Origin of the sequence: Maritimibacter alexandrii (genome assembly GCF_005871115.1) — a bacterium.
GTDB classification, from domain to species: domain Bacteria; phylum Pseudomonadota; class Alphaproteobacteria; order Rhodobacterales; family Rhodobacteraceae; genus Maritimibacter; species Maritimibacter alkaliphilus.
In genome coordinates this window covers 23,403-47,655 of sequence record NZ_SWKQ01000020.1, presented here as the reverse complement: position 1 = coordinate 47,655, position 24,253 = coordinate 23,403, and the positions used below count along the sequence as shown (strand labels likewise).

Sequence of the window (24,253 nt, the reverse complement as noted above, 5' to 3'; positions counted from 1 at the left end):
GCGCCCCTCCAGAGTGCGCCGTCACGGGCGCAGCTTTTCCGGAATCTCGGCGCCCGCTTCTTCGTAGTAGCGGATCGCACCGGGATGCAGCGGGATCGGCGTGGCCGACAGGGTGAACTCGACCGTGGTCTGGTTCGCCGCCGGGTGGACCGCCTGCATGTCCGCGATATTGTCGAACATCGCCTTGGTGATCGCATAGGCCAGATCGTCGGACATTTCCGACGAGGCGACCAGCACGTTCGGCACGCCCAGAACGGTCGTGTCTTCGTCCACGCCTTCGTAGATGCCGCCCGCAAGGGTGGTCTTGGCGAAGAGCGGCTGGATTTCCTGCGCCGCCGCGATCTGTTCGTCCGTCAATTCGATCACGACGATGTCCTGCGTCGTGGCGAGGTTGAGGATGGACGAGGTCGGGGCACCCACGCTCCAGAAGCCCGCGTCGATGTCGCCGTTTGCCAGCGCGTCGGCGGTTTCGTTGAAGTTCAGGCGCTGCTCGTCGATGTCGTCATAGGTGATTCCGGCGGCGGTCAGCACCTGCTCGGCGTTCACCTCGGTCCCGGACCCCGGCGCACCGATGGACACGCGCTTGCCCTTGAGATCGTCGAGCGACGTGATCCCGCTGTCGGCCAGCGTCACGATCTGGATCATGTTGGCGTAAAGCGACGCGACGCCGCGCACCATTTCAAGCTGCTGCCCTTCGAAGCGGCCGGTCCCGGTCTGCGCCTGATACACCGTGTCGGCCAGACCGATGGCGAGGTCCGCGTCACCCGTGGCGACAAGCCCCATGTTTTCGACCGAAGCGCCGGTGACTTCCGCCGTCGCGGTGTAGCCTTCGACATGGTTGTTGATGACTTCGGCCAGACCGCCGCCCATCGGGTAATACACGCCGCCGGTGCCGCCGGTCGCGACCGACAAAGGCGTCTGCGCCATGACGGGGGCAGCAAAAAGCATCGCAGAGGCCAGAGTGGCCTTGAACATATTCATGGATTTCCTCCCAGTTGGTGGGTCTCGTTCGGACCCGTCGTTCCGCAAGTCGGTTATTCCGACCGGACAGATGCATGAAAACCCGAGCGCGGGGCGGGCGTCAACACAAGTGGTTGCGGTAACGGAAATGAATGGGCGTCGGGGCGTGGTCCGGCGCCCTCGTCGGCACCGGGCGACCGCGCTGTTTTCACTCCTGAAGACGCCGGTGCCGGAAGGCCGGACACGGGCGTATCTGGCCCAGATCGTACCCGACCGGATCGTGTTTCGGACCAACGGCGACCTGACCCGGTTTCACCTCCGCACCTTGACGCGGGGGCCGGAAGGTGGCGACTACGGCACGGAGCTTTGCGCCAAATCTGAGGACACACATGAAATTCGCGACAATCGAACACGACGGCCAACTGCGTTTCGGGCTGGTCGAAGGCGACGCCATTCACCTTGCACCGGAAGGCGACCGCCTGCGCGCGCATCTGGACGGCGACCTCGCGGCACTAGCGACGCGTCTGCGGGGCGAGCCGGCCCTGTCGCTTGCGGGCGTGACCTATGCGCCGGTCGTTCCCGATGCGCAGCAGGTGCTTTGTATCGGCCTGAACTACAAGGATCACAGGGCCGAGACGAAAGGCGAAGTCGGCACGACATACCCCGACAACCCCATCGTTTTCATGCGGTTCGCGACATCTTTGGCCGCGAACGGGGAATCGCTCCCGATCCCCAAGGTGTCCGAGGTGGTCGATTACGAGGCGGAGCTGGCCGTCATCATCGGCAGGGGCGGGCGCTACATCGAAAAAGCCGACGCCATGAGCCACGTGGCGGGCTACGCGCCGTTCAACGATATTTCGATGCGCGACTGGCAGATGAAGGGCGAACAGTGGGGGCCGGGCAAGAACTTTCCAAAATCCGGGCCGTTCGGACCCGTCATGGTGACGCCTGACGAGGTCGGCGATCTGGGTGAGACGGGCATCCGCCTTATCCTCGACGGCGAGGTGCTTCAGGAAAGCTGGATCAAGCACCTGATCTTCGACATCCCGACGCTCATCTCCTATTGCTCGAATTTCGTGGAGTTGAGGCCGGGGGATGTGATCGTCACCGGCACGCCGGGCGGTGTCGGTTTCGTGCGCAAACCGCCGATCTTGCTGGCGCCCGGCAAGACCTGCGTGGTCGAGATCGACGGGATCGGTCGGCTGGAAAACACCTTCCACGCGGAATAAGCTTTGGGGCTGTCGAACGGGTCGGCTGTGGGCCCGTCCTGCGGGGTATCGGTGGGTCCGAATGCCGAGCGGCCCAATGCGGGCGGAGGCGCATGTGGGCGACGCCATTGCACAGCGAACGCTCTGCCGAATAAACCACCGCCCGATCCCCCGAAACCCAACGAAAAAGCGCGACCCCGAGGGGCCGCGCTTTCGGTTTGGCAGCATGCTGGATCACTGGCGGATCGCGCCGCTCCAGATGTATTCGTCCGGCGTCGGTTTGCGCGAGATGAAGCCATATTTGGCGAGGTATTCGTTCTCCGCATCCCACGCCTCGGCGTCGAACCCCGTCATGAACGGCGCGATTTCGCGGGTGTCGAGGTATTCCGGCGGCAGTTGCGTCTGGGCCTTGTCGACCGCACGCACCGCATCCGGGTTCGCGTTGGCATAGTCGTTGGCTTTCTGCATCGCCATGATGAAGCGGTTCATCAGATCCGCGTTCTCATCGGCCCAGTTCTTGTTGGCGGCGAACAGCACCGCAGGGAACCCGAAGGTCGAGTTGTCGAAAACCTCTTTCAACTCGCGCAGACCCTTCTGGACGGACAGGTTGTAAAACAGACCGATGGGCAGGCCCGCATCGACCGACCCGGCTTCGATGGCCTGAAGCACGCCGGGGAAGGGCAGGTTGACCAGTTCCACGTCGTCACGGGTCATGCCGTTCTGCTCCAGCGTCCGGATAAGCGCCGAACCTTGCGGGCTGGCGATGCCCGGCAGGCCGATCTTCTTGCCCTTCAGGTCCGCGATGGACTGGATGTCGCTGTCGGCGGGCACCATCAGGCCGTAGGTGGCGATGGGGTTCTGATCCTGCGCGTTGACCACCGCGACGATCGGAAGCCCGTTGGCGACGGCCGCCGTCAGGGGCACCGCGCCGGTCATGGCGACGTGACGATCCCCGTTCATGAGCTGGGCGATGGCGCCGTCCGGGCTGGCCCCGATCGCGATGTCCAACTCGATGTTCTGCTCGGCGAAATAGCCCTGCTCCATGCCGATGAAGAGGGCTTCGAATTGGCCGACCGGCGAGCGTTCGACCTTGACGATGTCCTGTGCCGCCGCAGGCAGCGCGAGGGCGCTGGCCAGCGCCACGGCCATGCCGCGTGAGGCTTGGGTGAGTTTGGTGATGATGGTCATGTGTTCCTCCCTGAAATACGCCGATCCGACCCAGAGCGGCGCGTCTTTAGCGCATGATGTGGTCCATCACGCGGTTTCTGTATTCGAAGAATTTCGGGTCCGACTTGGTCCTGATCTGGTCGCGATCCGGGCCGAGATCGACGTCCACCGTATCCACGATGGTCGACGGTTTGCCCGACAGCACCACAACCCGGTCCGCCAAATACACCGCCTCGTCGATGTCGTGGGTCACGACGATCACGCTGATCTTCAGCCGCCTGCGAAGGTCGAGCACAAGATCCTCGAGCCCCATTTTCGTCTGCGCGTCGAGCGAGCCGAAAGGCTCGTCCATCAACAGAATATGCGCGTCATAGGCCAGCGCGCGCGCAATCGCGACACGCTGCTGCATGCCGCCCGACAGTTCCCACGGATATTGATGCGCCGCGTTTTCGAGTCCCACGTCCGCCAGACATTTGCGCGCGCGTTCCTCGCGTTCCGCCTTGGGCACGCCGCGCCCCTGAAGCGGAAAGGCCACGTTGTCCAGCGTGCGCATCCACGGCATCAGCGACCCGCGATAATCCTGAAACACGACCCCGATCTCGGCCAGCGGCTCGGTCAGCACCTTGCCCCCGACCCGAACCTCGCCCGAGGTCGCGGGCATCAGGCCGGACAGGCAGCGAAGCAGCGTCGTCTTGCCCGCGCCGGACGGGCCGACGATGCAGACGAAATCCCCCGGATCGACATGCATGTCGAGTTTCTCGATCACCTTCACCGGCCCATAGCTTTTGGACAGGCCATTCACCTGCATGGGTTGCGCGAGAGAGGTGGTCATGTTGCTTCCGTCCATTGTCGTCATCCCGTCTGCGCCCCGGCCTCGCGGAAATACCAGCGAAGCGTCACGCGCTCGATTTGCAGAAACACCGCGCTCAAGACGTAGCCGAGCACGCCGATCAGGATCGTGCCCGCCCAAGTCTCGACCATGGCGAAACGCTGCTTGTTTTCGTTGATGTAGAAGCCAAGGCCCGCCGAGGCCCCGAAGAATTCCGAGATCACCATGAGCACCAGCGCCACGGCGATGGCGACCCGAATGCCGGCCATGATCTGCGGCAGCGACGCCATGAGCAGCACGCGCCGATAGGTCAGCCCGCGCGGAATGCGAAACGCGCGCGCCGTGTCCGACAACTCCTCGGGCATCCCGCGCACGCCGTCGATGGTGTTGAGCAGGATGGGCCAGAGACAGGTGAAGGCGATGATGAAAATCTTGGGCGCGGCGCCGATCCCCAGCGCGATGATGACGATGGGCACGATGGCGGCGGGGGGCACGGACCGCAGGAAATTGAGCATCGGCATCGCCGCCTGCCGCACCTTGGCGTGATCGCCGATGTAAAGCCCGGTGCCGACCCCGATCAGGATCGCGAGGGCAAGGCCCACGGCCATGTTGGACAGGCTGACGAACATATACCCCAAAAGCGGCCCGTCCGTCAGATCGCGCCACAGCACGGCGAGGATTTTGGACAAGGGCGGAAAGTAGAACGATGTGGACGAGGCCGACAGCACATACCACGCCACGACCGCCAGAACCGGCAGCCACCACGCCATGAGGAAACCCCGGAAAGCGTGGGCGCGAAGGGCGGCTTTTTGGGGAGATTTCGCCATCTTCACCGCTCCAGATGCCACGGCAGCAGCCGCCTTTCCAAAAGCTCCCACCCAAGGGTCAGGAGCACGCCCAGAAGCCCCGCGTAGATCACATAGGCAAAGGCCTCCGGCACCCGGTTGGCGATGCGGCTCAGGTTGATCTGATAGCCCAGACCGTCGATCGGCAGGATCACCTCGGTGCCGACCGCGACGAGGATCGAAACCGTCGTCGCGATGCGCAGTCCGGTCGCGATATAGGGCAGGGCCGAGGGCAGGATGACCCGGAAGAACCGCAGACCGAAAGGAATGCGAAAGATCCGCACGGTATCGAGGATCGTCGGGTCCAGCCGCCGTGCGCCATAGACGGTCTGCACGAGGATCGGGAAGAAACAGGCGATGGCGATGGCCAGCACCTTCATCTGCGAATTCGCCCCGATGATAAGGACGAACAGCGGCAGAAGCGCCACCACTGGAAAGGCCCGCCCGAAGTCGAGGATCTTGCGCGTGGACAGCTCGAACGCCGGGAAGATACCGATGAGCAGGCCAAGGGGAATGGCCACGACCGCCGCAGCGACCGCACCCAGAAAACCGTCCCGCAGGGTGGCCCAGAGCGCGCCCTTGAAGGCCGGGGTGCTCCACAGCGCGACCATCTCGCGCGCGACGTCCGGCACCGGGGGCAGGACGTCAGGGTTGAACACCCCGGTCACGCTCCCAAGCGCCCAGACGAAGATCACGCCAATGACGACGGCGGCTTGTCGGAATGCCAAGCTCAAGACGTCCTCCCATCGCTTGTGCCTAACTATTTGGTCGGGCGTTCAAGCAGTTTCAGCTAACGGCAAGCGGCACGGGTCTGTCAATGCCGCAGGCCACCTTGGATGAGGGGGGCGCACGCATCGCGCCCGTCCAGCGTCGTTCAGTAACCGATGGTAAACCGCTCGCCGGTGTGCTCCGGCTTTTCCAGTTCGTCGACAAGGGCGAGCGCGAAATCCTCGAACGAGATCGAGGTGGGCGCGCCGTCCTTCATCAGCATGTCGTCCTTGCCGTAACGAAACGTCCCGGTCCGCTCGCCGGGAACGAACATTCGCGGCGGCGAAAGGTACGTCCAATCAAGGCCTTCCGAGGCTTTGAGCTGGTCGAGCAGATAGCCGCCCCGGATCGAATTCGGTTTGGCGACATCAGGAAAACCCGGCTGTTCGACTTCGATCACCCCGTCCGGGTGCATCAGGCTGCCCGCGCCCCCGACGACGAGGTAGCGTTTCACGCCCGACGCCTTGATGGCGGGCAACAGCACGTCCGGGTCCAGGTCCACGAAGCGAACCGACGAAATCACTGCGTCGTGTCCCGCGATCTTGTCGGCAAGGTCGCTGCCGTCCCCGGACACCGCCACCGCGCTGACGCCGGGCAGGTCCGCGACGTTGTCGGGATTGCGCACCAGCGCCGTCACCTCGTGTCCGCGATCCACCAGTTCCTTCAAGACCCGCGACCCGGCCTTGCCGCTCGCGCCGATCAGGGCAACTTTCATCTCATCCTCCATCCATTCGCTGTGCCGGTATCGGTCAAAGACCGAAGACCCGTCGCGCATTGTCCTCGCCGATCCGTTTGCGTTCATCCGGTGTCAGGTCGAGGGCCGCGAACTTGGCGACCTCCTCGTCCTGCCGTTCCATCGGGTAATCGGCCGCGAACATCACCTTGTCCGCGCCGAGCACCTCGATCGCCGCGCGCATCGGCGCGTTGAAATTCATTCCGCTGGTGGCGACCGTCACGTGGTCGCGAAAGTAGTCGCTGGGCTTGCGGGCGAGCGGTTTGTCCCCGGTCACCCCCATCTCGAACGGATAGCGATTGTCGATCCGGTCGAGCATGAAGGGGATCATTTCGCCCAGATGCCCCAGAACGACCCTGAGCTTCGGGAACCTATCGAACACGCCCGCCGCGATCATGTGCAGCAGGTGCGTGCCGGTTTCGACGGCATAGGCCCAGCCGACCGTGAACCCGGTCATCGCCATCAGGCCGTCCTCGATCCCCGCGGCTGGTTCGCGCGGGTGCAGATAGACGGGCACGTCCAGCGCCTCGGCGGCCTCCAGCAGCGGCCAGAACGACGGGTCGTCGAGATACAGGTCGTTGGTGTGGGAATTGACGATCAGACCGTTCAGGCCGAGCGTCGTGATCGCCCGGTCGAGTTCCTTGGACCCCTCACGCGCGGCCTGTGGCGGCGCGGCGGCAAGACCGCCGAACCGGGCGGGGTGGGCGGCAATCGCCTCGGCCAGCCGGTCGTTGGTCAGCCGGGACAGCGCCAAGGCGGTGTCCGGGTCGAACTTCTGCACGCCGGGTGCGGCAAGGGCGAGGATCTGGACCGCGACACCATCGGCATCCATCCGGGCCACCCGGCCCTCACCGATGTCGAGCAGATCGTCCATGAACGGCCCGGCGATGGGCCCGGACTTCATGCTCGGGACGCCGCCTGCGATCCGCGACAGCTCGGCCACGACCTCAGGAATCATGAAGCCTTCTTCGACCGAGATGAGGCCCGGTTTTCGATCCGCCATTTGTCCTCCCTGGGGCCCTGTTCTCGCGCCCTCGGATCGAACGCTAGGTCAGCGAAATTCCCGACGCAAGAAATTAATTGGTCGCCTAACCAAATAAAAATTCCCGCCGGAAAGCCCTGAGAAACAGGGGTAATCGGGGGAACGTCTTGACATAATTGGTCAAATGACCAAACAAAATGGGGTAACGCCGGCCTCAGTCATGGGGTGGGATCAGGCACGGATCGCGAGGCACCGATGCGGAAAATCCACGCTGACCAGACGTTCCGTCCCCCTTTGCGGTCCTGCGACTGACACGGCGATTCGCGGGTCTCGCGCCCGGCGCTATCGAAACCTGAACCGGAGGACGACATGACACCCGACGACATCCAGACCATCACGCAGGGCTTCATGAAAAAGATCATGTGGGTCGTGGTGACCGAGCCGGTGGGGCCGGAGGACGAGATTCAGGCGATGATGGCCGAACATCTGCGCCATCAGGTCGAGCTCGAGAACCGGGGCGTCCTGTTCGCGGCCGGACCGCTTTTCGATGGCGACGGACCGCCGGTCGCGGGCATGTTCATCCTGCGCGCCGAGGACGAGGCCGCGGCCCGCGCCATCGCGGACCTCGACCCGATGCACCGCGCCGGTCTGCGCAGATACACGCTTCGGCGCTGGATGATGAACGAAGGGCGCATTACCGTCACCGTGAACCTGTCCAACAGCACGCCGGAGCTTCCCTGATGTCCCAGTCCAGACCCGTCATTCACGTCATCCTCGCCAGTGTCCGCGAAGTCCGGCTGGGGGCCGCAATCGCGGATTGGGTGATGACGCAGGCCCGGACACAGACCGGACTGTCGGTCGAACTGGTCGACCTCAGGGATCATCCCCTGCCGTTGTTCGACGAGCCGCACCATCCGCGCAGCGGCAAGTACACGCGGGAGACGACGAAAAACTGGTCCGCGAAGGTGAGCGAGGCCGACGGGTTCGTTTTCATCACGCCGGAATACAACCACGCCTATCCCGCGAGCCTCAAGAACGCGCTCGACCACCTGAGCGCCGAATGGTCTGGCAAGCCGGTCGGCTTCGTCAGCTACGGGGGCGTCGCGGCAGGCACCCGTGCGGTCGAGGCGCTGTTGCCGGTGATCGCCTGTTTCGAGATGAAGCCGATCATGCAGCAGGTGAACATCCCCTTCGTCGGCGCCGCCGTCGTCGACGGGGTGTTCAGGGCGGGCGATGTGCAGGTGCAGGCGGCCGAGGCGATGTTCGCTTCCTTGGGCAAGGCGCTGGGTGCGGCCTCAGACTGAGGCGACGAGGGCTTTCGCGGCTTCGGCCAGCGTGGCGTCGGTCAGGTCTGCAAGATCCAGAACCCGCTCCGGTTCGGCCTCGCGCCGGATGCGCTTGTAGCGCGGGTCGTAATGCGTCTGGACCAGATCGGCAGCCAGCCCCGCCCAGTTCCCGTCTTGGGCCAGCTCGTGCCAGCCCCCCACGACCTCGCGCCCGTGGTATTTCACCAGCCGGTCGAGCGTTCGCGCCAAGCGGTCGGCGTCGTCCACGATATCCGGGTAGCTCGTCACCAGATGCTCGGCGCGGGCGGCGATCGGGGCGGTGACCTCGACATAGGGCGAGGCGAGCATGGCCTTCCACAACGCGGGCGGCACCAGAAGATCGCCGACCTTGCTGCTTTCGGCCTCCACGAAGGTCACACGCTTCGGGTCCAGCCGGGTCAGCGCCATGGCGATCCCGCTTTCGAACGCCTTCTGGCTGGGCTGTTCCTCACCCACCATCCCGAACAGCGACCCGCGATGCGAGGCGAGGCCTTCGAGGTCCAGTACCTGACCGCCCGCCGCCGCGATATGATGCAGAAGCCGGGTCTTGGCCGTGCCCGTGCCACCGTCGATCAGCATCAGCCGATGGGGCAGGGGCGCGCGATGCAGCATGTCCACCACAAGCCGCCGATAGGTGCGGTATCCACCCTCGATCACATCGGCGCGCCAGCCGATCTGGCTGAGGATCGACGCGAAAGAATTGGACCGCTGCCCGCCGCGCCAGCAATAGACCAAGGGCTTCCAACCGCCTTCGCGGTCGGCCAGCGGCCCCTGAATGTGGGCCGCGGCATTGCGCGCGACCAGCGCCGCGCCGATCTTGCGGGCCTTGAACGGGTCTTCCTGCACATAGATCGTGCCGACCTGCGCGCGTTCCTCGTCGTTCAGCACCGGCAGGCTGATGGCGCCGGGGATGCGGTCTTCGGCGTATTCCGAGGGCGAGCGCGCGTCGATGATGTCGTCGAACCCTAGGGCTGCGAGGTCTGAAAGCGAGGTGATCCTGACGGACATGGGGTCTCCGGTCCTGACGCGGGCGCGTCGCACGGATGTAACGGATCGCGCCGCGCAAGGCCAGCCGCCGCACTTGCCTTTGCAGCGCCGCCGGAGGACAAAATCGGGCATGAGCGCCGACGCCCCCATCCTGATCTATTGCCGCTGGGAGGCCGCGGGCGGGATCGAACGTGTCAGCCTGCGGCTTCGCGATTTCCTGAGCCGCAACGGCGTGGCGGCCGAACTGGTCTCGCGCGAGGGGCATCCGGTCTTCGGGGCGGAGGTGCGCCAGCTCGCCGAAACCGATCTTGGCGGACGAACGCTCGTTTTCTCACGCAAGCGCGACCTCCTGCACATCGGCTGGCGCGGCCTCGGCGCGCGGCTCGTCTACTGGCGGCATGTGCCGGTGATTGGGTCTTTAACGAACCGACTGGTGGATACGGTGTTCATCGTGGCGATGAGCTGGCGGGCACCCGTCCTGTGCGTGTGCGATGAATTGGCCGAGCACCTTGCCCGACTGCCCCTTCTGCGCCGCGCCGCGCTTACCGTCGCCTATGCCCCGGTCGCGCCGGATGTGCCCGCCGCCGCGCCAATCCGGCGGACGGATCAGCCGAAACACCTTCTCTATGTCGGACGTCCCGGTGCGCAGAAACGGCTCGACAAGGTGCTTGCCGTGGTGGCCGAAGCGCGGGATGCCGGGCATCCGGTTCGACTGCACGTCCACGGCTACGCGCCGCCGAAGGATGAGCCGGATGACGTGACCTTCGCCCCCCTGGGGTCCGACCCGCAGGCGTCGTTCGCGGATGCCGACGCCCTGATCGTCTGGTCGGAATACGAGGGCTTCCCGACCGTCATGGTCGAAGCCGCCCGCTCGGGCCTGCCGATCATCGCGAATGCCTTCGCCACCGGGCTCAGGGACTTCGAGCGGCGGATCGGTCCGACCGCGCGGATCGAGGACCGGCCCGAGGCCCTGATGCGGGCCTTTACGCGCCTGCCACGCGGGTCGTATGATCTGAGCGGGGTACGGGACGAAGCACTGTGGCCGGTCTGGGCAAAGGTGCTGGGAGTTTCGATGCGGGACGAATGTTCGATAAGTGACATTCCGTCGCGCGAAAGTGCCGGTCTGCGGACATCGGATGTGTAATTAATGCTATACAGCGCCACCGCCGTCACCGGCCGTTCCCGCCTGATCCGCCGCCAAGCCGACCTATTGCACTGGCTGACTGCGCCGCGGCCCGGCCCCGAAGTGCTCTGGTATTTGAACCCGCACACGTTGTCGCACCATCGCGCGGGACATTTCGCGACGAGCGGCGACGATCACGTGGTCATCGACGGTGGCACCACCGCCCGGATCGTGTCGAAGCTGACGGGCGTGCCCTGCGAAAGCCTGTCGTTCGACTACGCGGGAGTGGCCTGTGCGGCGATGGACAGGCTTGCGCAACGCAAGGCGCGGCTGGGCCTGATCGGCGGCACGTCCGAGGAAGTGTCGCGCGTCGCAACCTTTCTGCGCGATCGGCACCCCGGCCTTCGCGTCGTGCTGGCGGCATCGGGGTATCACCCGTCCCATCGTCAATTGATGAGCGATGTGGCGGTCGCCAGACCTGACGTTCTGCTCGTGTCGATGGGTAGCCCCCGGCAGGAGGCGCTGGCGCTCGCCCTCAAGGCGCGGCTCGACCATCCGACCGCCATTGTGACCTGCGGCGCCTTTGTGCATCAGACCGCGCGTCACCCGTATTATCCCGAGGTCTACACCCGCAGAAACCTGCGCTGGCTCTACCGCGCTTTGAACACGCCGCATATCGCGCCGCGCATCCTGCGCCACTACCTTCCGTTCCTTGCCCGCGCCGCGTTGCGCCGACCGCAGCTTCCCTTGCGGGACTAAAGGAACTCCGCCTGATCCTCGCGCGCCGCGATCTGAAGATCCTTCAGGAAATGCGGGTCCGCCGCATGAACCCGGTTCCACGTCGGGATGAACGGCGTCTCATGCGGGTTGTCGAGAAACACGTTGCCGGCGCGGATGATGTTCTCGGCGAACATCTCGATCGATTTCTCTTCCGCATGGCGGTCGATGACCAGCCCGTTCATCTTGGCATCGTTGTAATACCCGTCGAGCAGATCGAGCGCCGAGCGGTAATAGGTTGCCTTGAGCGTGCGGAACACGTTGGGCGTGAACACCGTCCCGTCCGCCGCCAGCTTGCGGAAGATCGCCTTGCAGATGTCGGTCGACATGCGCGACAGACCGGTCGAGGCGTCTTGGGCGGACAGATCCTGATGCTTGTGATCGTAAGCGTCCGAGATTTCGACCTGACAGACCGACTTCGGCGCAAGGTTGCGCCAGGCTTCGGACAGCACGCCGATTTCCAGCCCCCAGTCCGACGGAATGCGCAGATCCGGCAGGATCGCGGTGCGCATCGCGAATTCGCCGGACAGCGGGTAGCGGAACGACCGCAGGTAGTCGAGGTAATCGCGATCCCCGATCACCCGTTTCAGCGCGATCAGGAGCGGCGACACCAAAAGCCGCGTGACACGCCCGTTCAGCTTGCCTTCGCCGACGCGCGGGTAATAGCCCTTGGCGACCTGATAGGGGAACGTCGGGTTCGCGACCGGATAGACCAGCCGCGCCAGCATCTCGTTCTCATAGGTCAGGATATCGCAATCGTGGATCGCCATGACGGCGCTGTCGGCACAGCCGATGAGGTAGCCGATGCAGGACCAGACGTTCTTGCCCTTGCCCGGTTCCTGCGGCGCGAGGCCGAGGTTTTCCAGCCGGGCCTGCATTTCAAGCATCCGGGGGCTGTCGTTCCAGATCACGATATGATCCTGCGGCAGGCTCGAGAAAAACGCCCGCGCCTGCCGGAACTGCGCTTCCGTCGCGCGGTCGAGGCCGATGACGATGCGGTGCAGATACGGCACTTTGCCCAGCTCTTCCACGATATGCGGCAAAGCCTCGCCCTCGAGCTCCGAGAACAGCGACGGCAGGATCAGGCTGATCTTGCGGGTCTGGGCGAAGGCCGACAACTCGTAGTTCAATTCCTCTACGCCGCGTGTGCGCAGATTGTGGAGCGTCGTGATGTTGCCGTTCTGGTGGAAATCAGCCATGCCGCGAAGCTCCTCGGGAAAGTTCCAACTCGTCAATAACTTGGCCCACCGACAAGTTCCAGCCTTCGGGGCCGGGGTGGGCCGCGCGGGTGATGCGACCCTCCGCCTCGCCCATCAGCGGGGGAAGCGGCGCGCCGTGCGGATTGGGAATGATGACGCCGAAATCGGCGGCCTCGATCATTTCGGCATCGTTCGGCGCATCGCCCAAGGCCATCGTGTGCCGCGGCGCGAAACGGTCGACCAACTCGGCCATCGCATCGGCCTTGGTCCGCCCGAACGACAGCGTCAGGAACCGCCCGCCCATGCGTGCCGTGATCCCGCGTTCGCCCAGAGCCGCGACGAAGGCCTCGCGGCCCGGTTCGTCCCCCGTCCAGATGCCCGGCTCGGAAAAGGCGCGCGCTTTCGCCAGTTCCGCCTTGTCGGTGGGCAGTCCGGTGATCCCGGCCACGCCCGCCGCGTCCAGATCGCCGAACCCGGTATAGGCCTTACGCAGATCGCTCGGCAGATCGTCCAGAACGGCGCGCAATCTGGCGTAATCGCCCGCGACCGCAGGACGCGCCCCCGGCTCCAGAAGCCCGGCGCCGTTTTCGACGATGGCGGGCCAGGCCGACAGGCCCAGTTCGTCGCGCAGGGGACCAACTTCGGCTGCCGTCTTGGACGTGGCCAGAACCACGCCGCCGCCCAGACGCGCCAGTCGGTCAAGCGCAGGGCGGGCGGGGGACCAGTCGTAGGTGTCGTGATCCAGAAGCGTGCCGTCGAGGTCGGAAAATATCAGGAGCGGCGGGTGAACCTGCGTCATGCCGGCCTCCGAGTCGGTTCAATGCGTCAACCGATTGGACAATACCCGCGCAATGGCCGCAACGTCGAACTCGGCGCCCATCGCGTCGAACACAGGGCGCAACGTCTCGGGATCGGCGATCGTGTCCTCATGCCGCAGGTGAAAGCACCGCTCCGGGTGATCCTTGGCGATCGCGGCGAAGATGCCATCCATCCGCGCGATCAAGTCACGCACCTCGGCCTCCGGCTGGCTCGCCCACCACCGCGATTGCGCGACGGCGCCGGCATCGCGTGAATTGAACACGATGACCGGGTTTGGGAAACTCCGCAGCACCATGGCGACGAGGGCCGGAAGCGTCTCGGCCCGCTGCGGATAGCGGATTTCCTTGGTGCCGATCCAAGTCGCATCGGTCGGAGGGCAGATGACGCGGGTCGCATAGGCGAGGGCGAGGTCCCGCTCCAATCCGATTTCGTCGATGTTCTGCGCATTGAACCACGGATGATCCACGCCGCGCGGCTCGTCCCCCCAACGACGGTGGGCGCGCGTGGCGCGGGCGGTCGCATCGAACAGAACGCCGAGGGTATCGAAGGTCTCGCCGCCGATATGGCTTCCCGGTGCGGTGTTCAGAAGCCCTTGCAGAAGCGTCGAACCGGACCGGCCATAGGTGATGATGAACACTGTGCCGCGCAGGTTCGGATATCGCCTGCGAAAGCGCCTGAGCGGGTCCGTATCCCGCCGTGCGATGGCCGCGCGCAGCCTTGCGAGCATGAGCCGGGGGGTCATGCGATGCCCCGCTGCGGCGTGGCGGATTGCGATCGTTCGATGTGGCCTGCGATGCGGAGGAGCGTATCACGGAGGGCGCCGTCGCCCGCATCCTGCGCCAGATCACGCATCGCTACGGCTTCGCGCGGGTCGAGCGGCATCCGGTCTGCCGCCGGTGCGATCAGGTCATGGTAGTGGCGCGCGAGGGCAACGAGGCTCAAGGCGCTCGGGTCGGTGGTGAGGTGTCGTGTCAATTTGGCGTAGCCTGCGTTAATCCGGTCGATCTGCGCTTGCAGCGTTTCAAGCGTCGCCCTTGTCACGGTGAATGCCGCCGCGTCGGGTGGCAGTTTGCCCAACCGCTCCTCTTCCAGCGTGTCGAGTCCCGGTGTCACGTTCGCGATGGGAGGATGCGCGCGGCTATAGGGCACTGTGCGTGTCGACCACAACATGCGGCGTTTCAGCCACGGTCCTTGGCCCGCATAACGTAAGAGCCTGACGTGACCTGCGCCGAAGGTCCGGGCGAACCGCGCCCGGATCGGGTCTTGCGACAGAAAATCCGGGTTCATCGTCGCGGCGAAGTCGAGGAAGGTGCCGCGCGGCGTCGCGCCACGGCTCACCTGTGCATACCACGAGGTCAAAAGCGCCAAGGGCTCGCGCACCGTGAAGATGACTTTGACGGAATAGGGCTCCAGCCGACGGCGCAGGGCGGCCAGCGCCAAATCGGGGTCTTCGCACAAGGCAAGTTGAACGAATTCCTCGCTTGATATCAGGGCCTTGCGCTGCCGTTTTGAACCAAGTTCGGCATGAAGCGCGCCGAACGCCTCGTCGGTGCTCGGCCCGGTTCCGAACCAGCGCGGCGGGTGGAAGCCATGCTCTGCGGCCAGCGGGATCGCCAGCCCGGCATGGCTTGTCGGTGCCGAAACACCACGCCCGGCCTTAGGGTACAGGAGGCCCCGCCGCGCCAGCCCGGCGGCGTTGTCGGCGCAGTAGCTTTGGAAGGCCGAGGTGCCCGTCTTGTAATGGCCGATATGCAGATAGAGCTTTTTCACGGGCTAGTTGATCCAGTGAAATCGGCCGAGCGCCCAGCGGTAGATGCGCAAAAGCCACGGTGTCAGCGACGGAAACCGCCGCCCCAACCGCCGTCCGGCAATGACCACGCCGTGTTTCCAGGTATCGGGCCGCGACAGGCGCGCGCGCAGGCTTCGGTGTCGTCGTGTCGCCTCCAGCACCTCGAACCAGAACGGGGTCTGGGCGAGCGTCGACCAGAACAGGCCCGCGAATTCGACATCCGGTTCGCGCCAAGGCTTCTGATGCGCGGCGGCGAAATGAACGATGAACGGGTCGGCCTTGGCGGCGAGCGCATCGTTGCGGATCGGCACCGGCACGTTGTCATATGCGCCACGGTCGGAGTTGTGGACGTTGAACCGCGCAGGCAGCGTGAGGAACCGACCACGGAAATAGACGTTCAGAATGTCCTGATCCCGAAAGAAGTAGCGGTTTCCCGCGACCATCTCACGCAGCTCTCGCCCGACCTTCGCCACGTCCATCGCAGCGAAGTTCATCACCATGACGCCTGCGTTGAAATACCTGGAAATCTGGTCGTCGGTCAGCCCCAGATCGTCCGAGAGGTAGGCATACAAGTCCGGCACCTCCGGGTCGCGCGTCCGCACCCGCGTGGCCAGAACCCGCGTCATCAGCGCATCGGTCACGGCGGCCAGCGGCGCGTCGTTCATCTCGGTGTCGAACAGCTCCGCGACATCGCCACACAGCACGAGATCGACGTCGAGATAGACGAGCCGCTCCACGTCGGGCAGCAGGTCGAACAGCAGGAACCTGTTGTAGGTCGCGTTGCTCGGCGCATGATGGCGGGCGCGATATTCCCGTGAGAATGCCGCCCCCACGTTGATCGCATGAAGCGTGACATTGCCATGCGCAACCGCGAGGGATCGTAGCAGGTCGAGATCCCGATCGCCGATATTTTCGTGCAGATAGAACAGGTTATAAGCCCGGTCCGGCGCCGCATGTTCGATGAGCGAGGCCACCATCGCCGCAGTCTGGGGCAGGTAGGCCCGGTCCGAGGCGAAGGCCACGTTGACTGCACCGTCATTGAAGCGTGCGCCGCGTGCGAAGGGCACGACGAGCGACCGTCCGAGGTTCAGGATGTTGACCCGCTCGACCCGCGTCTCCGGGTGGTCGCGCAGATATTTGCGCATGAACGTGGTGAAAAGCCGCTCCGCCACGAAGCCGAGGTAGCGGGCATTGTAGGGGCTGACATGGGGGCGCGGTATGTCGGCGGACCGCAAGGCTTCGAGCAGGTCGAAGGCCCAGCGGCAATAGGCATCGACAATCTCGCGCCGCGCCAGAAAAACGTTGGCCAGCAACAGCTCGCGCCCGGCCCGGACGGCGCGAAAATCGGCCAGATAGGCGGGCGACACCTGCGCCATGCGCGCCTCGACGAAATCCAGATCGCGCGGGTCGTGTTGATCGGCGTAGTTCTCATCCACCGTCATCGGCATCCGGTGCGCGACGGGCAGCACGAGGTCGATCTCGGCGTTGCGCTGAAGCCACGTTTCGGTCGCCGCGGCGTAGTCGTCCAACCGGACGGCCTCGGGCCAGACCTCGGCGGCGGGGGAGGGGTGAGTGCCACTGAAATCCAGAAGCCGCCGGTAGTGCATCAGGCCCACATGCGTGGCATCCATGTCGTTCTTCCAGGCCCAGTAGAGCGCCGTCAATTCGCTGTATGCGCCGTTATAGGGCGACAGCGTGTCGCCGGTATCGTCCCCGATCATCCCGTCGAGAGGGGCATCCGCCACAGCGCGCCCCACATGGATCGGAATGATCGAAGCACTCGCCACGACGGGCGAGGGAGTGTGAAAGGCCATATAGATCGAGGCTTTCATCGCGGGCTCCGGGGCAGGCTTCGGTCTGTCTACACGGCACACGCGGTGCGGGTAAACCTAGGCCGTTTCGCGACCCACCTCATCGCGCGCCATCGATGCCTTTTTCAAAAGCCGCACCAGCGTTTCCGCTTCGTCCACGGACAGCCCCGTCAGGATTTCGTCCTGAAGTACGCGGACCTGCGGGCGCAACCGGTCGAGCATGACCACACCGTTCTGAGTCAGCCGCAATGCCTTGGCCCGCCGGTCGGTGGTCGAAGGCCGGCGATCCACCAGCCCCTTGGCGACCAGCCGGTCAATCACGCCGCCGATGGTGACCTTGTCATAGGCGACCGTCGTCGCGAGCGTCGCCTGATCTATGTCCGGCGCATCCGACAGGGCCGCCAGAACCGCGAACTGGACCGGGGTCACATCCAGCCCGATCTCCGCCATATGCTCGCGAAACAGCCCCGTCGCGATCTGGTTCAGGCGTCGGATCAGGTGACCCGGCATGTCGAAAAAGATGGGGTTCGGTTCGCTCATGGCCGAAACGCTAAACCCCGATGCATCATTTGACAAGTATACTAATGATACGTATACGAACTACATCGAAGCATGGATCAGGGAGGATATCATGTCGCAACAGCTTGGAACGCTCGAAGACCTGCCCGAAGAGTACCGCGCCGCGATGACCGAGGCGGGGGTCGCGCCGCTCTGGCCGATGATGCGCAACGTGCTCCCGCATGGGGCACCGAACCCGATCACGAAACCCGGATACTGGAATTACGACGCGATCCGCCCACTCCTCATCCAGGCGGGCGAACTGACCCCGGTCGAAAAGGCCGAACGCCGGGTGCTCGTCCTGTCCGATCCGGGGCGCGGGGCGGGGGCGATGCAGGCGACGGCCTCGATCTACCTCGGGCTTCAGTTGCTTCTGCCCGGCGAAACCGCGCCGGCCCATGTCCACACCCCGTCCGCCGTGCGCATCGTGGTCGAGGGCAAGGGGGGCTTTACCGTCGTCGATGGCGAAAAGCTCCCGATGGAGGAGGGCGATCTGGTCCTGACCCCCGGCGGCGAATGGCACGATCACGGGCATGAGGGGAGCGAACCCGTGGTCTGGCTCGACGCGCTCGACCTGCCGCTGTTCGTCTATCTGGAAGGGTCTTACGCCGAAGAAGGCCCGCTTCAATCCCAGCGCAACCGGCCCGATGCCAGTCAGGTGGAATACCTGTCCTCGGGCCTCGCTCCCGTGCGCCGCCCCGGCGAGAGCGCGCGCAAGTATCCGATGATGCGCTATCCGTGGGGCCGCACCGAACAGGCCCTGCGTCAGATGGCGGCCTATACCGACGGGCCCATAGAACTGGATTACGTGAACCCGGAAACCGGCGAGGCGGTTCTGCCCACGATGGGGTTCACCGCCATGATGATCGGCGCGGGCGATACGCTGGAACCCGTGCTGAAGTCGTCGTCTGCGGCATTTCACGTCATCAAGGGGTCGGGCCAAGTCACGATCAACGGCGAAACCCTGACCTACGGGCCGAAGGATACCTTCACGGCCCCGGTCTTCGCCAACATGAGCTTCAGCGCGGCGGACGAGACCTTCATGGTCCGTGTCCACGACCGCCCGCTTCAGGAAAAACTGGGATATTACGAGGAACGCGCGAGATGACCACCTACCTGTTCGAACCCCCGGCAACACCGTCGATTCCGGTCAAGGGCGAGGCCGCCGGATACCCGGTCGTCCGCATTTTCTGCGTCGGCCGCAACTACGCCGCCCACGCCGCCGAAATGGGGGTGGAAGTGGACCGCGAAGCGCCGTTCTACTTCACCAAGAACCCGCAGCATACGCTCCACACCGGATCGACGCTGCCCTATCCGCCGGGGACCGAGAACTTCCATTACGAGATGGAATTGGCGCTCACCATCGGCAAGCCGGTGTTCCGCGCTTCTCGCGAAGAGGCCGCCGCCGCGATCCATTCCTATGGCTGCGCGCTCGACATGACGCGGCGCGACCTGCAACTCGTCGCGCGGGAAAAGCAGCGCCCTTGGGATCTGGGCAAGGATGTCGAGGGCACGGCGGTCTTCGCCGAACTCACACCGGCCGCCGAGATGGGCGCACTTGGCCCGCAACGCATCCACCTCGAGGTGAATGGCGAGGTCAGGCAGGACGCGACGCTTGCCGATCTGATCCATAGCTGCGTCGAGGTGGTGATGGACCTGTCCAAATTCTACCACCTCGCGCCCGGTGACGTCATCATGACCGGCACGCCCGCGGGCGTCGGCCCGGTGGTTGCGGGCGACCGGATCACGGGCGGAATCGACGGGCTGGCCCCCATCGCGCTCACCATCGGCGAACCAGAGTGATGCGCCGGTAACCTGCGCGCCCGCGCCATATTGTTGGACGCCCCGCTGCCCGCTAGCATCGGGGCGTTCGTGTTCGGAGGTCGGGGAATGTGGGGGACTGCGCGCAAGCGGGCGGGATGGGCTGCCGTCACGGCGCTTGGCCTCGTCTTGCTTGCGGCCTGCACCTCGCACCTGCCGGATCGGCAAACCGCCGACGGTCGCCGGGTGGACGGTGCGATCTTTCTTGCGCCCACCGGGCCGGAGCAGGCGGACGCGCGGTTCGACCTGCCGACCGGGTTCTGGCAGACAGCGCGCGTGACGTTGCAGTCCACGACCTTTCGCGATCAGGCCGCCCGCGTGACCTGCGACGCGCCAGCGGTCGTCTATGGCCCCGAGGGCCGAAAATGGCTCCGTCCGGGCGGGCATCAGCGCGTGACCGTTCCGGCGAAAGGGCAGGTGCCCGCGCGGCTTGAGCTGACCTCCGGCGTCACGACCTGCCGCGTAACTTGGGCGGATCATGTCATCACGATCGCCCGTCCCGAGGTCGTGGCGCCATCCGTCGCAGCCGTGGACCGGGCGCGCGGCGCCTGCGTCTCGCCGCCGGCCGGCACGCTCGACCCGCTGGCACAGGCGTTCTACGCCCACACCGCCCTGTCGCGCACCTGCGCCCTGCGCCCCGGACCCGTCGAGATCGTCGAGACGCCGATAGATGCCCTCGCCGCGCGTTTGCAGGCGCTGACCGGCGCCACGTTACGCTGTGCCCATTTGGCCGAGGGCAATCCCGACATCCGGCTCGATTTCTCGAACGCACCGAAGCTCGACCTGATCGTGCTGGCCTCGCTCCACGTCAGGGCCGACTACTGCGGCGCGCTCATGCAGCAGGCGATGACATGGCACGCGGCGCGCGGGACGCCCGTGCGCATTCTCGCGACCGCCGCGCTGCAAACCGGCAAGGATCGCGATTTCTGGAACGCCCTGGCGGCGCGCTATCCGAACGTCCAGATCCAGTATTACCGCTGGCAACCGCGCGGGATCGCCACGCCCGCGACCGAATTCGCCGCCTTTCACCGGGCGAACCACGTGAAGCTTCTGATCGCGCTGTCGTCCGAACCGGGGCGCTCGCGCCTCATCATGGGCGGGCGCAACCTGCATGACGGGTTCTTCTTCGCCGAACCGTTCGAGATCGAGGATCACCCGGAACTTCGCAGCTACGATGACGAATGGCGCGACGGGCTGGCCTGGTTCGCCACGTTCGAGGACGTCGACCTCGTGATCCGCGACAATGCGACCGTCCGGCAGATCGCGGCGCATTTCGGCAAGCTTTGGCGGCGGGACGCGCCCGGACAGGTGCTTCGCCCCGCCTCGGAACCCGGCCGGGTCGGGCCGGTTCCGACCGATGGAGTGATGCGTCACTTCATCTCGCAGCCCTGGGCCGACGACCGCGCGCTGGAAGTGGATTTCGTCCGCATGATCGACGCGGCCCGCCGCGAGGTGACGATCGTGACGCCCTTCCTTTATCCGCCGCCTGCGGTCGATGCGGCGCTGGCGCGGGCGCAGGCCCGTGGGGTCGAGGTCACGCTGATCGCGCGGCTCGATTCGACCGAGCCCTCGGCCCCGGTGACGCGAGCGCTGGCCAAGGATTACATGAACCGGCGCTACCGGGACTTCGCGATCTTCGACTACGTGCCGACCGAACGGATGATCCACACCAAGATTCTGGTGATCGACGGGCGGCTCGCCATGTCGTCTTCGGTCAACATGAATGCGCGCAGCTTCGGGCAGGACACCGAGAACGGTTTGATTTTCCTCGACCGGGCGATGGCCGCCCGGCTTGGCGCATTGGCCGAAACCTATCGCCAGCGCGCGCGCCGGATCAACGCGCCTCTGCCGCTCACGCCGCTCGAACGCACGCTGGCCGCGATCCCCGCGATCCGTCCGCTGTTCTGACCGTCAGGCCTTTTTCTTGGCGGGCTTCTTCTTGCCTTTGCCGCCCTTGGCGGCCTTTTCGGCAATCAGGTTCACGGCCATTTCCATGGTCACGTCTTCCGGCTTCACGTCCTTGGGCAAGGTCGCATTGACCTTGGCCCATTTGACGTAAGGCCCGTAGCGCCCATCCATGACGTTCACCGGCCCGCCCTCGTCGGGGTGTTCCCCCAACTCCTTCAACGCCTTGGCGGCCGCCTGCCGTCCGCGCCCGGGATTGGCCCGCTTTTCCGCCAGCATTTCGACCGCGCGGTTCATGCCGATCTCGAACACGTCCTGCGGGTCCTTGAGGTTGGCGTAAACCGGCTTCGCCTCGTCCGGGAGCTGGTGCATGACATAGGGGCCGAACCGGCCGAAGTTCGACTTGATCTCTCCCCCTTCCGGGTGCTGCCCGATGAGACGGGGCAGGGACAGAAGCGTCAGCGCCTTTTCCAGATCCATGTCATCGGCGGACCAGCCTTTCGGAAGGCTCGCGCGATCCGGCTTCTTGTTCTCTTCGCTTACCTCGCCGCGCTGGACATAGGGGCCGAACCGCCCGGACCGGAGCGAGATTTCCTCGCCGTTCTCATCTTCGCCCAGAATCCGGTCGCCCTGCGTTTCCTCGCCACCGCCGATGGGCCGGGTGTAGCGGCATTCCGGGTAGTTCGAGCAGCCGACGAACCCGCCGGAGCGCGAGGTTTTCAGATGCAGATCGCCCGTGCCGCAGAGCGGGCACTTGCGCGGGTCCGACCCGTCCTCACGCGGCGGATAAAGCTGCTTTTCCAGCGCCTTGTCGAGTTTGTCGAGCACTTCCGAGATGCGCAGTTCGCTCGTCTCGGCGATGGCGGCCGAGAAATCGCGCCAGAACCGGGCGAGCAGTTTCTTGTATTCGATCTCGCCCGCCGAAACCTTGTCGAGTTCTTCTTCCAGATCGGCGGTGAACTCATACCCCACGTATTGCCGGAAGAAGTTCAGCAGGAACATCGTGACGATGCGCCCCTTGTCCTCGGGGATCAGGCGGCCCTTGTCCTTGCGGACATATTCCCGGTCCTGAATCGTCGTGACGATCGAGGCATAGGTGGACGGTCGCCCGATGCCCAGCTCTTCCATCTTCTTGACCAGCGTCGCCTCGGTATAGCGCGGCGGGGGCTGGGTGAAATGCTGTTCGGGCGTGACGCTGTCCTTATTGGTCGCGTCGCCCTCAGTCATCTGGGGCAGGCGGTTCGCGTCATCCTCGTCATCGATGACCACATCGTCGCGGCCCTCTTCATAGACCTTGAGGAAACCGTCGAAGAGCACGACCTGACCGGTCGCGCGCAGGCCGACCTGACCATCGGACGACCCGATTTCGACAGCCGTGCGTTCAAGCCGCGCCCCGGTCATTTGGCAGGCGATGGTCCGCTTCCAGATCAGGTCGTAAAGCTTGCGTTGGTCGGGCTCCAGCCGCGCGATGTCGTTGGCCGAGGGATCGCGGCTCATCTCGGTCGGGCGGATACATTCGTGCGCTTCCTGCGCGTTCTTGGCCTTGTTCTTGTAGACCCGCGGTTCGGCCGGCACGTAATCCTTGCCGTAGCGCGTCGCGATCTCCTCGCGCGCGGCGGTCACGGCCTCGGGCGCCATGTCGATGCCGTCGGTCCGCATGTAGGTGATGTAGCCCGCCTCATACAGACGTTGCGCGGTCGACATGGTCTGACGCGCGCCGAAGCCGAATTTGCGGCTGGCTTCCTGTTGCAGCGTCGAGGTCATGAACGGCGCGGACGGGTTGCGGGAGGCAGGCTTGGCCTCGACCGACAGAACGCTCAGGTCCCGCGCCTCGATGGCGGCGACGGCAAGCCCGGCCTGTTGTTCGTTTTCAAGGTCGTAACGGTCGAGCTTCTTACCCGCATAGCTGACCAGCCGCGCTTCGAACTGCTGTCCACGCGGGGTCTGGAGCAGGGCCTTCACCGACCAGTATTCGCGCGGGTTGAACGCCTCGATCTCCATCTCGCGCTCGACGATCAGGCGCAGGCAGACCGATTGCACCCGCCCCGCAGACCGTGCGCCCGGCAGCTTGCGCCACAGGACGGGCGACAGGTTGAACCCGACGAGGTAGTCCAGCGCGCGCCGCGCCAGATAGGCCTCGACCAGATCGCCATCGACATCGCGCGGATTTTTCATCGCCTCAGTCACGGCGGACTTGGTGATCGCGTTGAACACCACGCGGCTGACCGGCGTGTCCTTCTTGATCGCCTTGCGTTTGCGCAGGGCTTCCTCGAGGTGCCACGAAATCGCTTCCCCCTCGCGGTCGGGGTCGGTCGCGAGGATCAGATTGTTGTCTTCCTTGAGCGCGTCGGCGATGGCCTTCACATGCTTTCGGCTGTCGTTCCCGACCTCCCACAGCATCTCGAAATCGTTGTCGGGGATGACCGAACCGTCCTTGGGCGGCAGGTCACGCACGTGTCCGTAGGAGGCGAGCACGGTGTAGTCGCTACCAAGATATTTGTTGATTGTCTTGGCCTTAGCAGGGCTTTCCACGACGACAACGGGCATCAAAATCCTCTCGACTCGAATAAGGCGCTTGGGGGCGTTAGATGGGTCGCGGTCCGGGGGCTTGTCAATGGCGCCCCGTTGGCAGGGTCGTGAACGACGC

Annotated in this window: 23 protein-coding genes; 8 read left to right on the top strand and 15 right to left on the bottom strand. The window is 65.0% G+C overall.

Annotated features, from left to right (window positions below; all coding sequences use genetic code 11):
• Window positions 1-21: 21 nt before the first annotated feature.
• On the bottom strand, window positions 22-981 hold the full coding sequence (locus FCT00_RS21275; RefSeq protein WP_008329933.1) for a TAXI family TRAP transporter solute-binding subunit: 960 nt from the start codon (window positions 979-981) through the stop codon (window positions 22-24).
• 368 nt (window positions 982-1,349) lie between these two features.
• Between FCT00_RS21275 and FCT00_RS21270 the strand changes: the two genes are divergently transcribed.
• Complete coding sequence (locus FCT00_RS21270; protein ID WP_138424591.1) at window positions 1,350-2,189, top strand: fumarylacetoacetate hydrolase family protein; 840 nt, start codon at window positions 1,350-1,352, stop codon at window positions 2,187-2,189.
• A gap of 213 nt (window positions 2,190-2,402) precedes the next feature.
• Here the strand turns inward: FCT00_RS21270 and FCT00_RS21265 are convergent, their stop codons facing one another.
• From FCT00_RS21265 to FCT00_RS21240, 6 genes are all read right to left on the bottom strand, one after another.
• A complete protein-coding gene (locus FCT00_RS21265; RefSeq protein ID WP_138424590.1) occupies window positions 2,403-3,356 on the bottom strand; it encodes an ABC transporter substrate-binding protein in 954 nt (317 codons plus the stop codon).
• A 46-nt stretch (window positions 3,357-3,402) separates the two neighbouring features.
• A complete protein-coding gene (locus FCT00_RS21260) occupies window positions 3,403-4,167 on the bottom strand; it encodes an ABC transporter ATP-binding protein (protein WP_235889257.1) in 765 nt (254 codons plus the stop codon).
• Between the two features lie 20 nt (window positions 4,168-4,187).
• Window positions 4,188-4,991, bottom strand: coding sequence for an ABC transporter permease (locus FCT00_RS21255; protein WP_235889256.1), 804 nt, complete (start codon window positions 4,989-4,991; stop codon window positions 4,188-4,190).
• A 2-nt stretch (window positions 4,992-4,993) separates the two neighbouring features.
• Entirely contained in the window at window positions 4,994-5,743 is a 750-nt protein-coding gene (locus tag FCT00_RS21250; RefSeq protein ID WP_235889255.1) for an ABC transporter permease, read from the bottom strand.
• 140 nt (window positions 5,744-5,883) lie between these two features.
• On the bottom strand, window positions 5,884-6,492 hold the full coding sequence (locus FCT00_RS21245) for an NAD(P)-dependent oxidoreductase (RefSeq protein WP_235889254.1): 609 nt from the start codon (window positions 6,490-6,492) through the stop codon (window positions 5,884-5,886).
• A 34-nt stretch (window positions 6,493-6,526) separates the two neighbouring features.
• Entirely contained in the window at window positions 6,527-7,513 is a 987-nt protein-coding gene (locus FCT00_RS21240) for an amidohydrolase family protein (RefSeq protein ID WP_138424588.1), read from the bottom strand.
• 348 nt (window positions 7,514-7,861) lie between these two features.
• On the opposite strand from FCT00_RS21240, the gene FCT00_RS21235 reads away from it, so the two are divergent.
• Together FCT00_RS21235 and FCT00_RS21230 are read left to right on the top strand one after the other, a co-directional pair.
• Window positions 7,862-8,233, top strand: coding sequence for a YciI family protein (locus FCT00_RS21235; protein ID WP_138424587.1), 372 nt, complete (start codon window positions 7,862-7,864; stop codon window positions 8,231-8,233).
• On the top strand, window positions 8,233-8,796 hold the full coding sequence (locus FCT00_RS21230; protein ID WP_138424586.1) for an NADPH-dependent FMN reductase: 564 nt from the start codon (window positions 8,233-8,235) through the stop codon (window positions 8,794-8,796). The genes FCT00_RS21235 and FCT00_RS21230 overlap by 1 nt, the downstream gene beginning before the upstream one ends.
• Here FCT00_RS21230 and mnmH read toward each other — a convergent pair.
• Window positions 8,788-9,825 carry a tRNA 2-selenouridine(34) synthase MnmH gene (gene mnmH / locus FCT00_RS21225; RefSeq protein WP_138424585.1) on the bottom strand — a complete coding sequence of 346 codons (1,038 nt, stop codon included), beginning with the start codon at window positions 9,823-9,825 and terminating at the stop codon, window positions 8,788-8,790. The two genes, FCT00_RS21230 and mnmH, sit on opposite strands and share 9 nt — an antisense overlap.
• Window positions 9,826-9,934: 109 nt before the next feature.
• On the opposite strand from mnmH, the gene FCT00_RS21220 reads away from it, so the two are divergent.
• Both FCT00_RS21220 and FCT00_RS21215 read left to right on the top strand, forming a co-directional pair.
• Window positions 9,935-10,948 carry a glycosyltransferase gene (locus tag FCT00_RS21220; RefSeq protein ID WP_171043086.1) on the top strand — a complete coding sequence of 338 codons (1,014 nt, stop codon included), beginning with the start codon at window positions 9,935-9,937 and terminating at the stop codon, window positions 10,946-10,948.
• 3 nt (window positions 10,949-10,951) lie between these two features.
• Window positions 10,952-11,686 carry a WecB/TagA/CpsF family glycosyltransferase gene (locus tag FCT00_RS21215; protein WP_138424583.1) on the top strand — a complete coding sequence of 245 codons (735 nt, stop codon included), beginning with the start codon at window positions 10,952-10,954 and terminating at the stop codon, window positions 11,684-11,686.
• Here the strand turns inward: FCT00_RS21215 and FCT00_RS21210 are convergent.
• From FCT00_RS21210 to FCT00_RS21185, 6 genes are read right to left on the bottom strand one after another with little or no spacing between them, the layout of a single operon-like run.
• Entirely contained in the window at window positions 11,683-12,903 is a 1,221-nt protein-coding gene (locus FCT00_RS21210) for a glycosyltransferase family protein (protein WP_138424582.1), read from the bottom strand. The genes FCT00_RS21215 and FCT00_RS21210 overlap by 4 nt on opposite strands.
• The gene (locus tag FCT00_RS21205; protein WP_138424581.1) at window positions 12,896-13,702 is read right to left on the bottom strand and encodes an HAD-IIB family hydrolase; all 807 of its coding nucleotides are present in this window, start codon (window positions 13,700-13,702) and stop codon (window positions 12,896-12,898) included. The genes FCT00_RS21210 and FCT00_RS21205 overlap by 8 nt, the downstream gene beginning before the upstream one ends.
• 18 nt (window positions 13,703-13,720) lie before the next feature.
• Window positions 13,721-14,464, bottom strand: coding sequence for a sulfotransferase family protein (locus tag FCT00_RS21200; RefSeq protein WP_138424580.1), 744 nt, complete (start codon window positions 14,462-14,464; stop codon window positions 13,721-13,723).
• Window positions 14,461-15,492, bottom strand: coding sequence for a hypothetical protein (locus tag FCT00_RS21195; RefSeq protein WP_138424579.1), 1,032 nt, complete (start codon window positions 15,490-15,492; stop codon window positions 14,461-14,463). Before FCT00_RS21195 ends, FCT00_RS21200 begins: the two co-directional genes overlap by 4 nt.
• A gap of 3 nt (window positions 15,493-15,495) precedes the next feature.
• The gene (locus tag FCT00_RS21190) at window positions 15,496-17,343 is read right to left on the bottom strand and encodes a DUF4422 domain-containing protein (protein ID WP_138424578.1); all 1,848 of its coding nucleotides are present in this window, start codon (window positions 17,341-17,343) and stop codon (window positions 15,496-15,498) included.
• A gap of 57 nt (window positions 17,344-17,400) precedes the next feature.
• Window positions 17,401-17,862: a MarR family winged helix-turn-helix transcriptional regulator gene (locus tag FCT00_RS21185; protein WP_008329907.1), complete on the bottom strand. Its 462-nt coding sequence runs from the start codon at window positions 17,860-17,862 to the stop codon at window positions 17,401-17,403.
• 91 nt (window positions 17,863-17,953) lie between these two features.
• On the opposite strand from FCT00_RS21185, the gene FCT00_RS21180 reads away from it, so the two are divergent.
• The 3 genes from FCT00_RS21180 to FCT00_RS21170 all read left to right on the top strand — a co-directional run bounded on the left by FCT00_RS21180 (window position 17,954) and on the right by FCT00_RS21170 (window position 21,609).
• Window positions 17,954-18,988, top strand: coding sequence for a cupin domain-containing protein (locus FCT00_RS21180; RefSeq protein ID WP_138424577.1), 1,035 nt, complete (start codon window positions 17,954-17,956; stop codon window positions 18,986-18,988).
• Window positions 18,985-19,683, top strand: coding sequence for a fumarylacetoacetate hydrolase family protein (locus FCT00_RS21175; RefSeq protein WP_138424576.1), 699 nt, complete (start codon window positions 18,985-18,987; stop codon window positions 19,681-19,683). The genes FCT00_RS21180 and FCT00_RS21175 overlap by 4 nt, the downstream gene beginning before the upstream one ends.
• A gap of 87 nt (window positions 19,684-19,770) precedes the next feature.
• Window positions 19,771-21,609, top strand: coding sequence for a phospholipase D-like domain-containing protein (locus FCT00_RS21170; protein WP_138424575.1), 1,839 nt, complete (start codon window positions 19,771-19,773; stop codon window positions 21,607-21,609).
• 3 nt (window positions 21,610-21,612) lie between these two features.
• Here FCT00_RS21170 and topA read toward each other — a convergent pair whose 3' ends face one another.
• Window positions 21,613-24,153: a type I DNA topoisomerase gene (gene topA, locus FCT00_RS21165; RefSeq protein WP_138424574.1), complete on the bottom strand. Its 2,541-nt coding sequence runs from the start codon at window positions 24,151-24,153 to the stop codon at window positions 21,613-21,615.
• Between the last annotated feature and the right edge of the window lie 100 nt (window positions 24,154-24,253).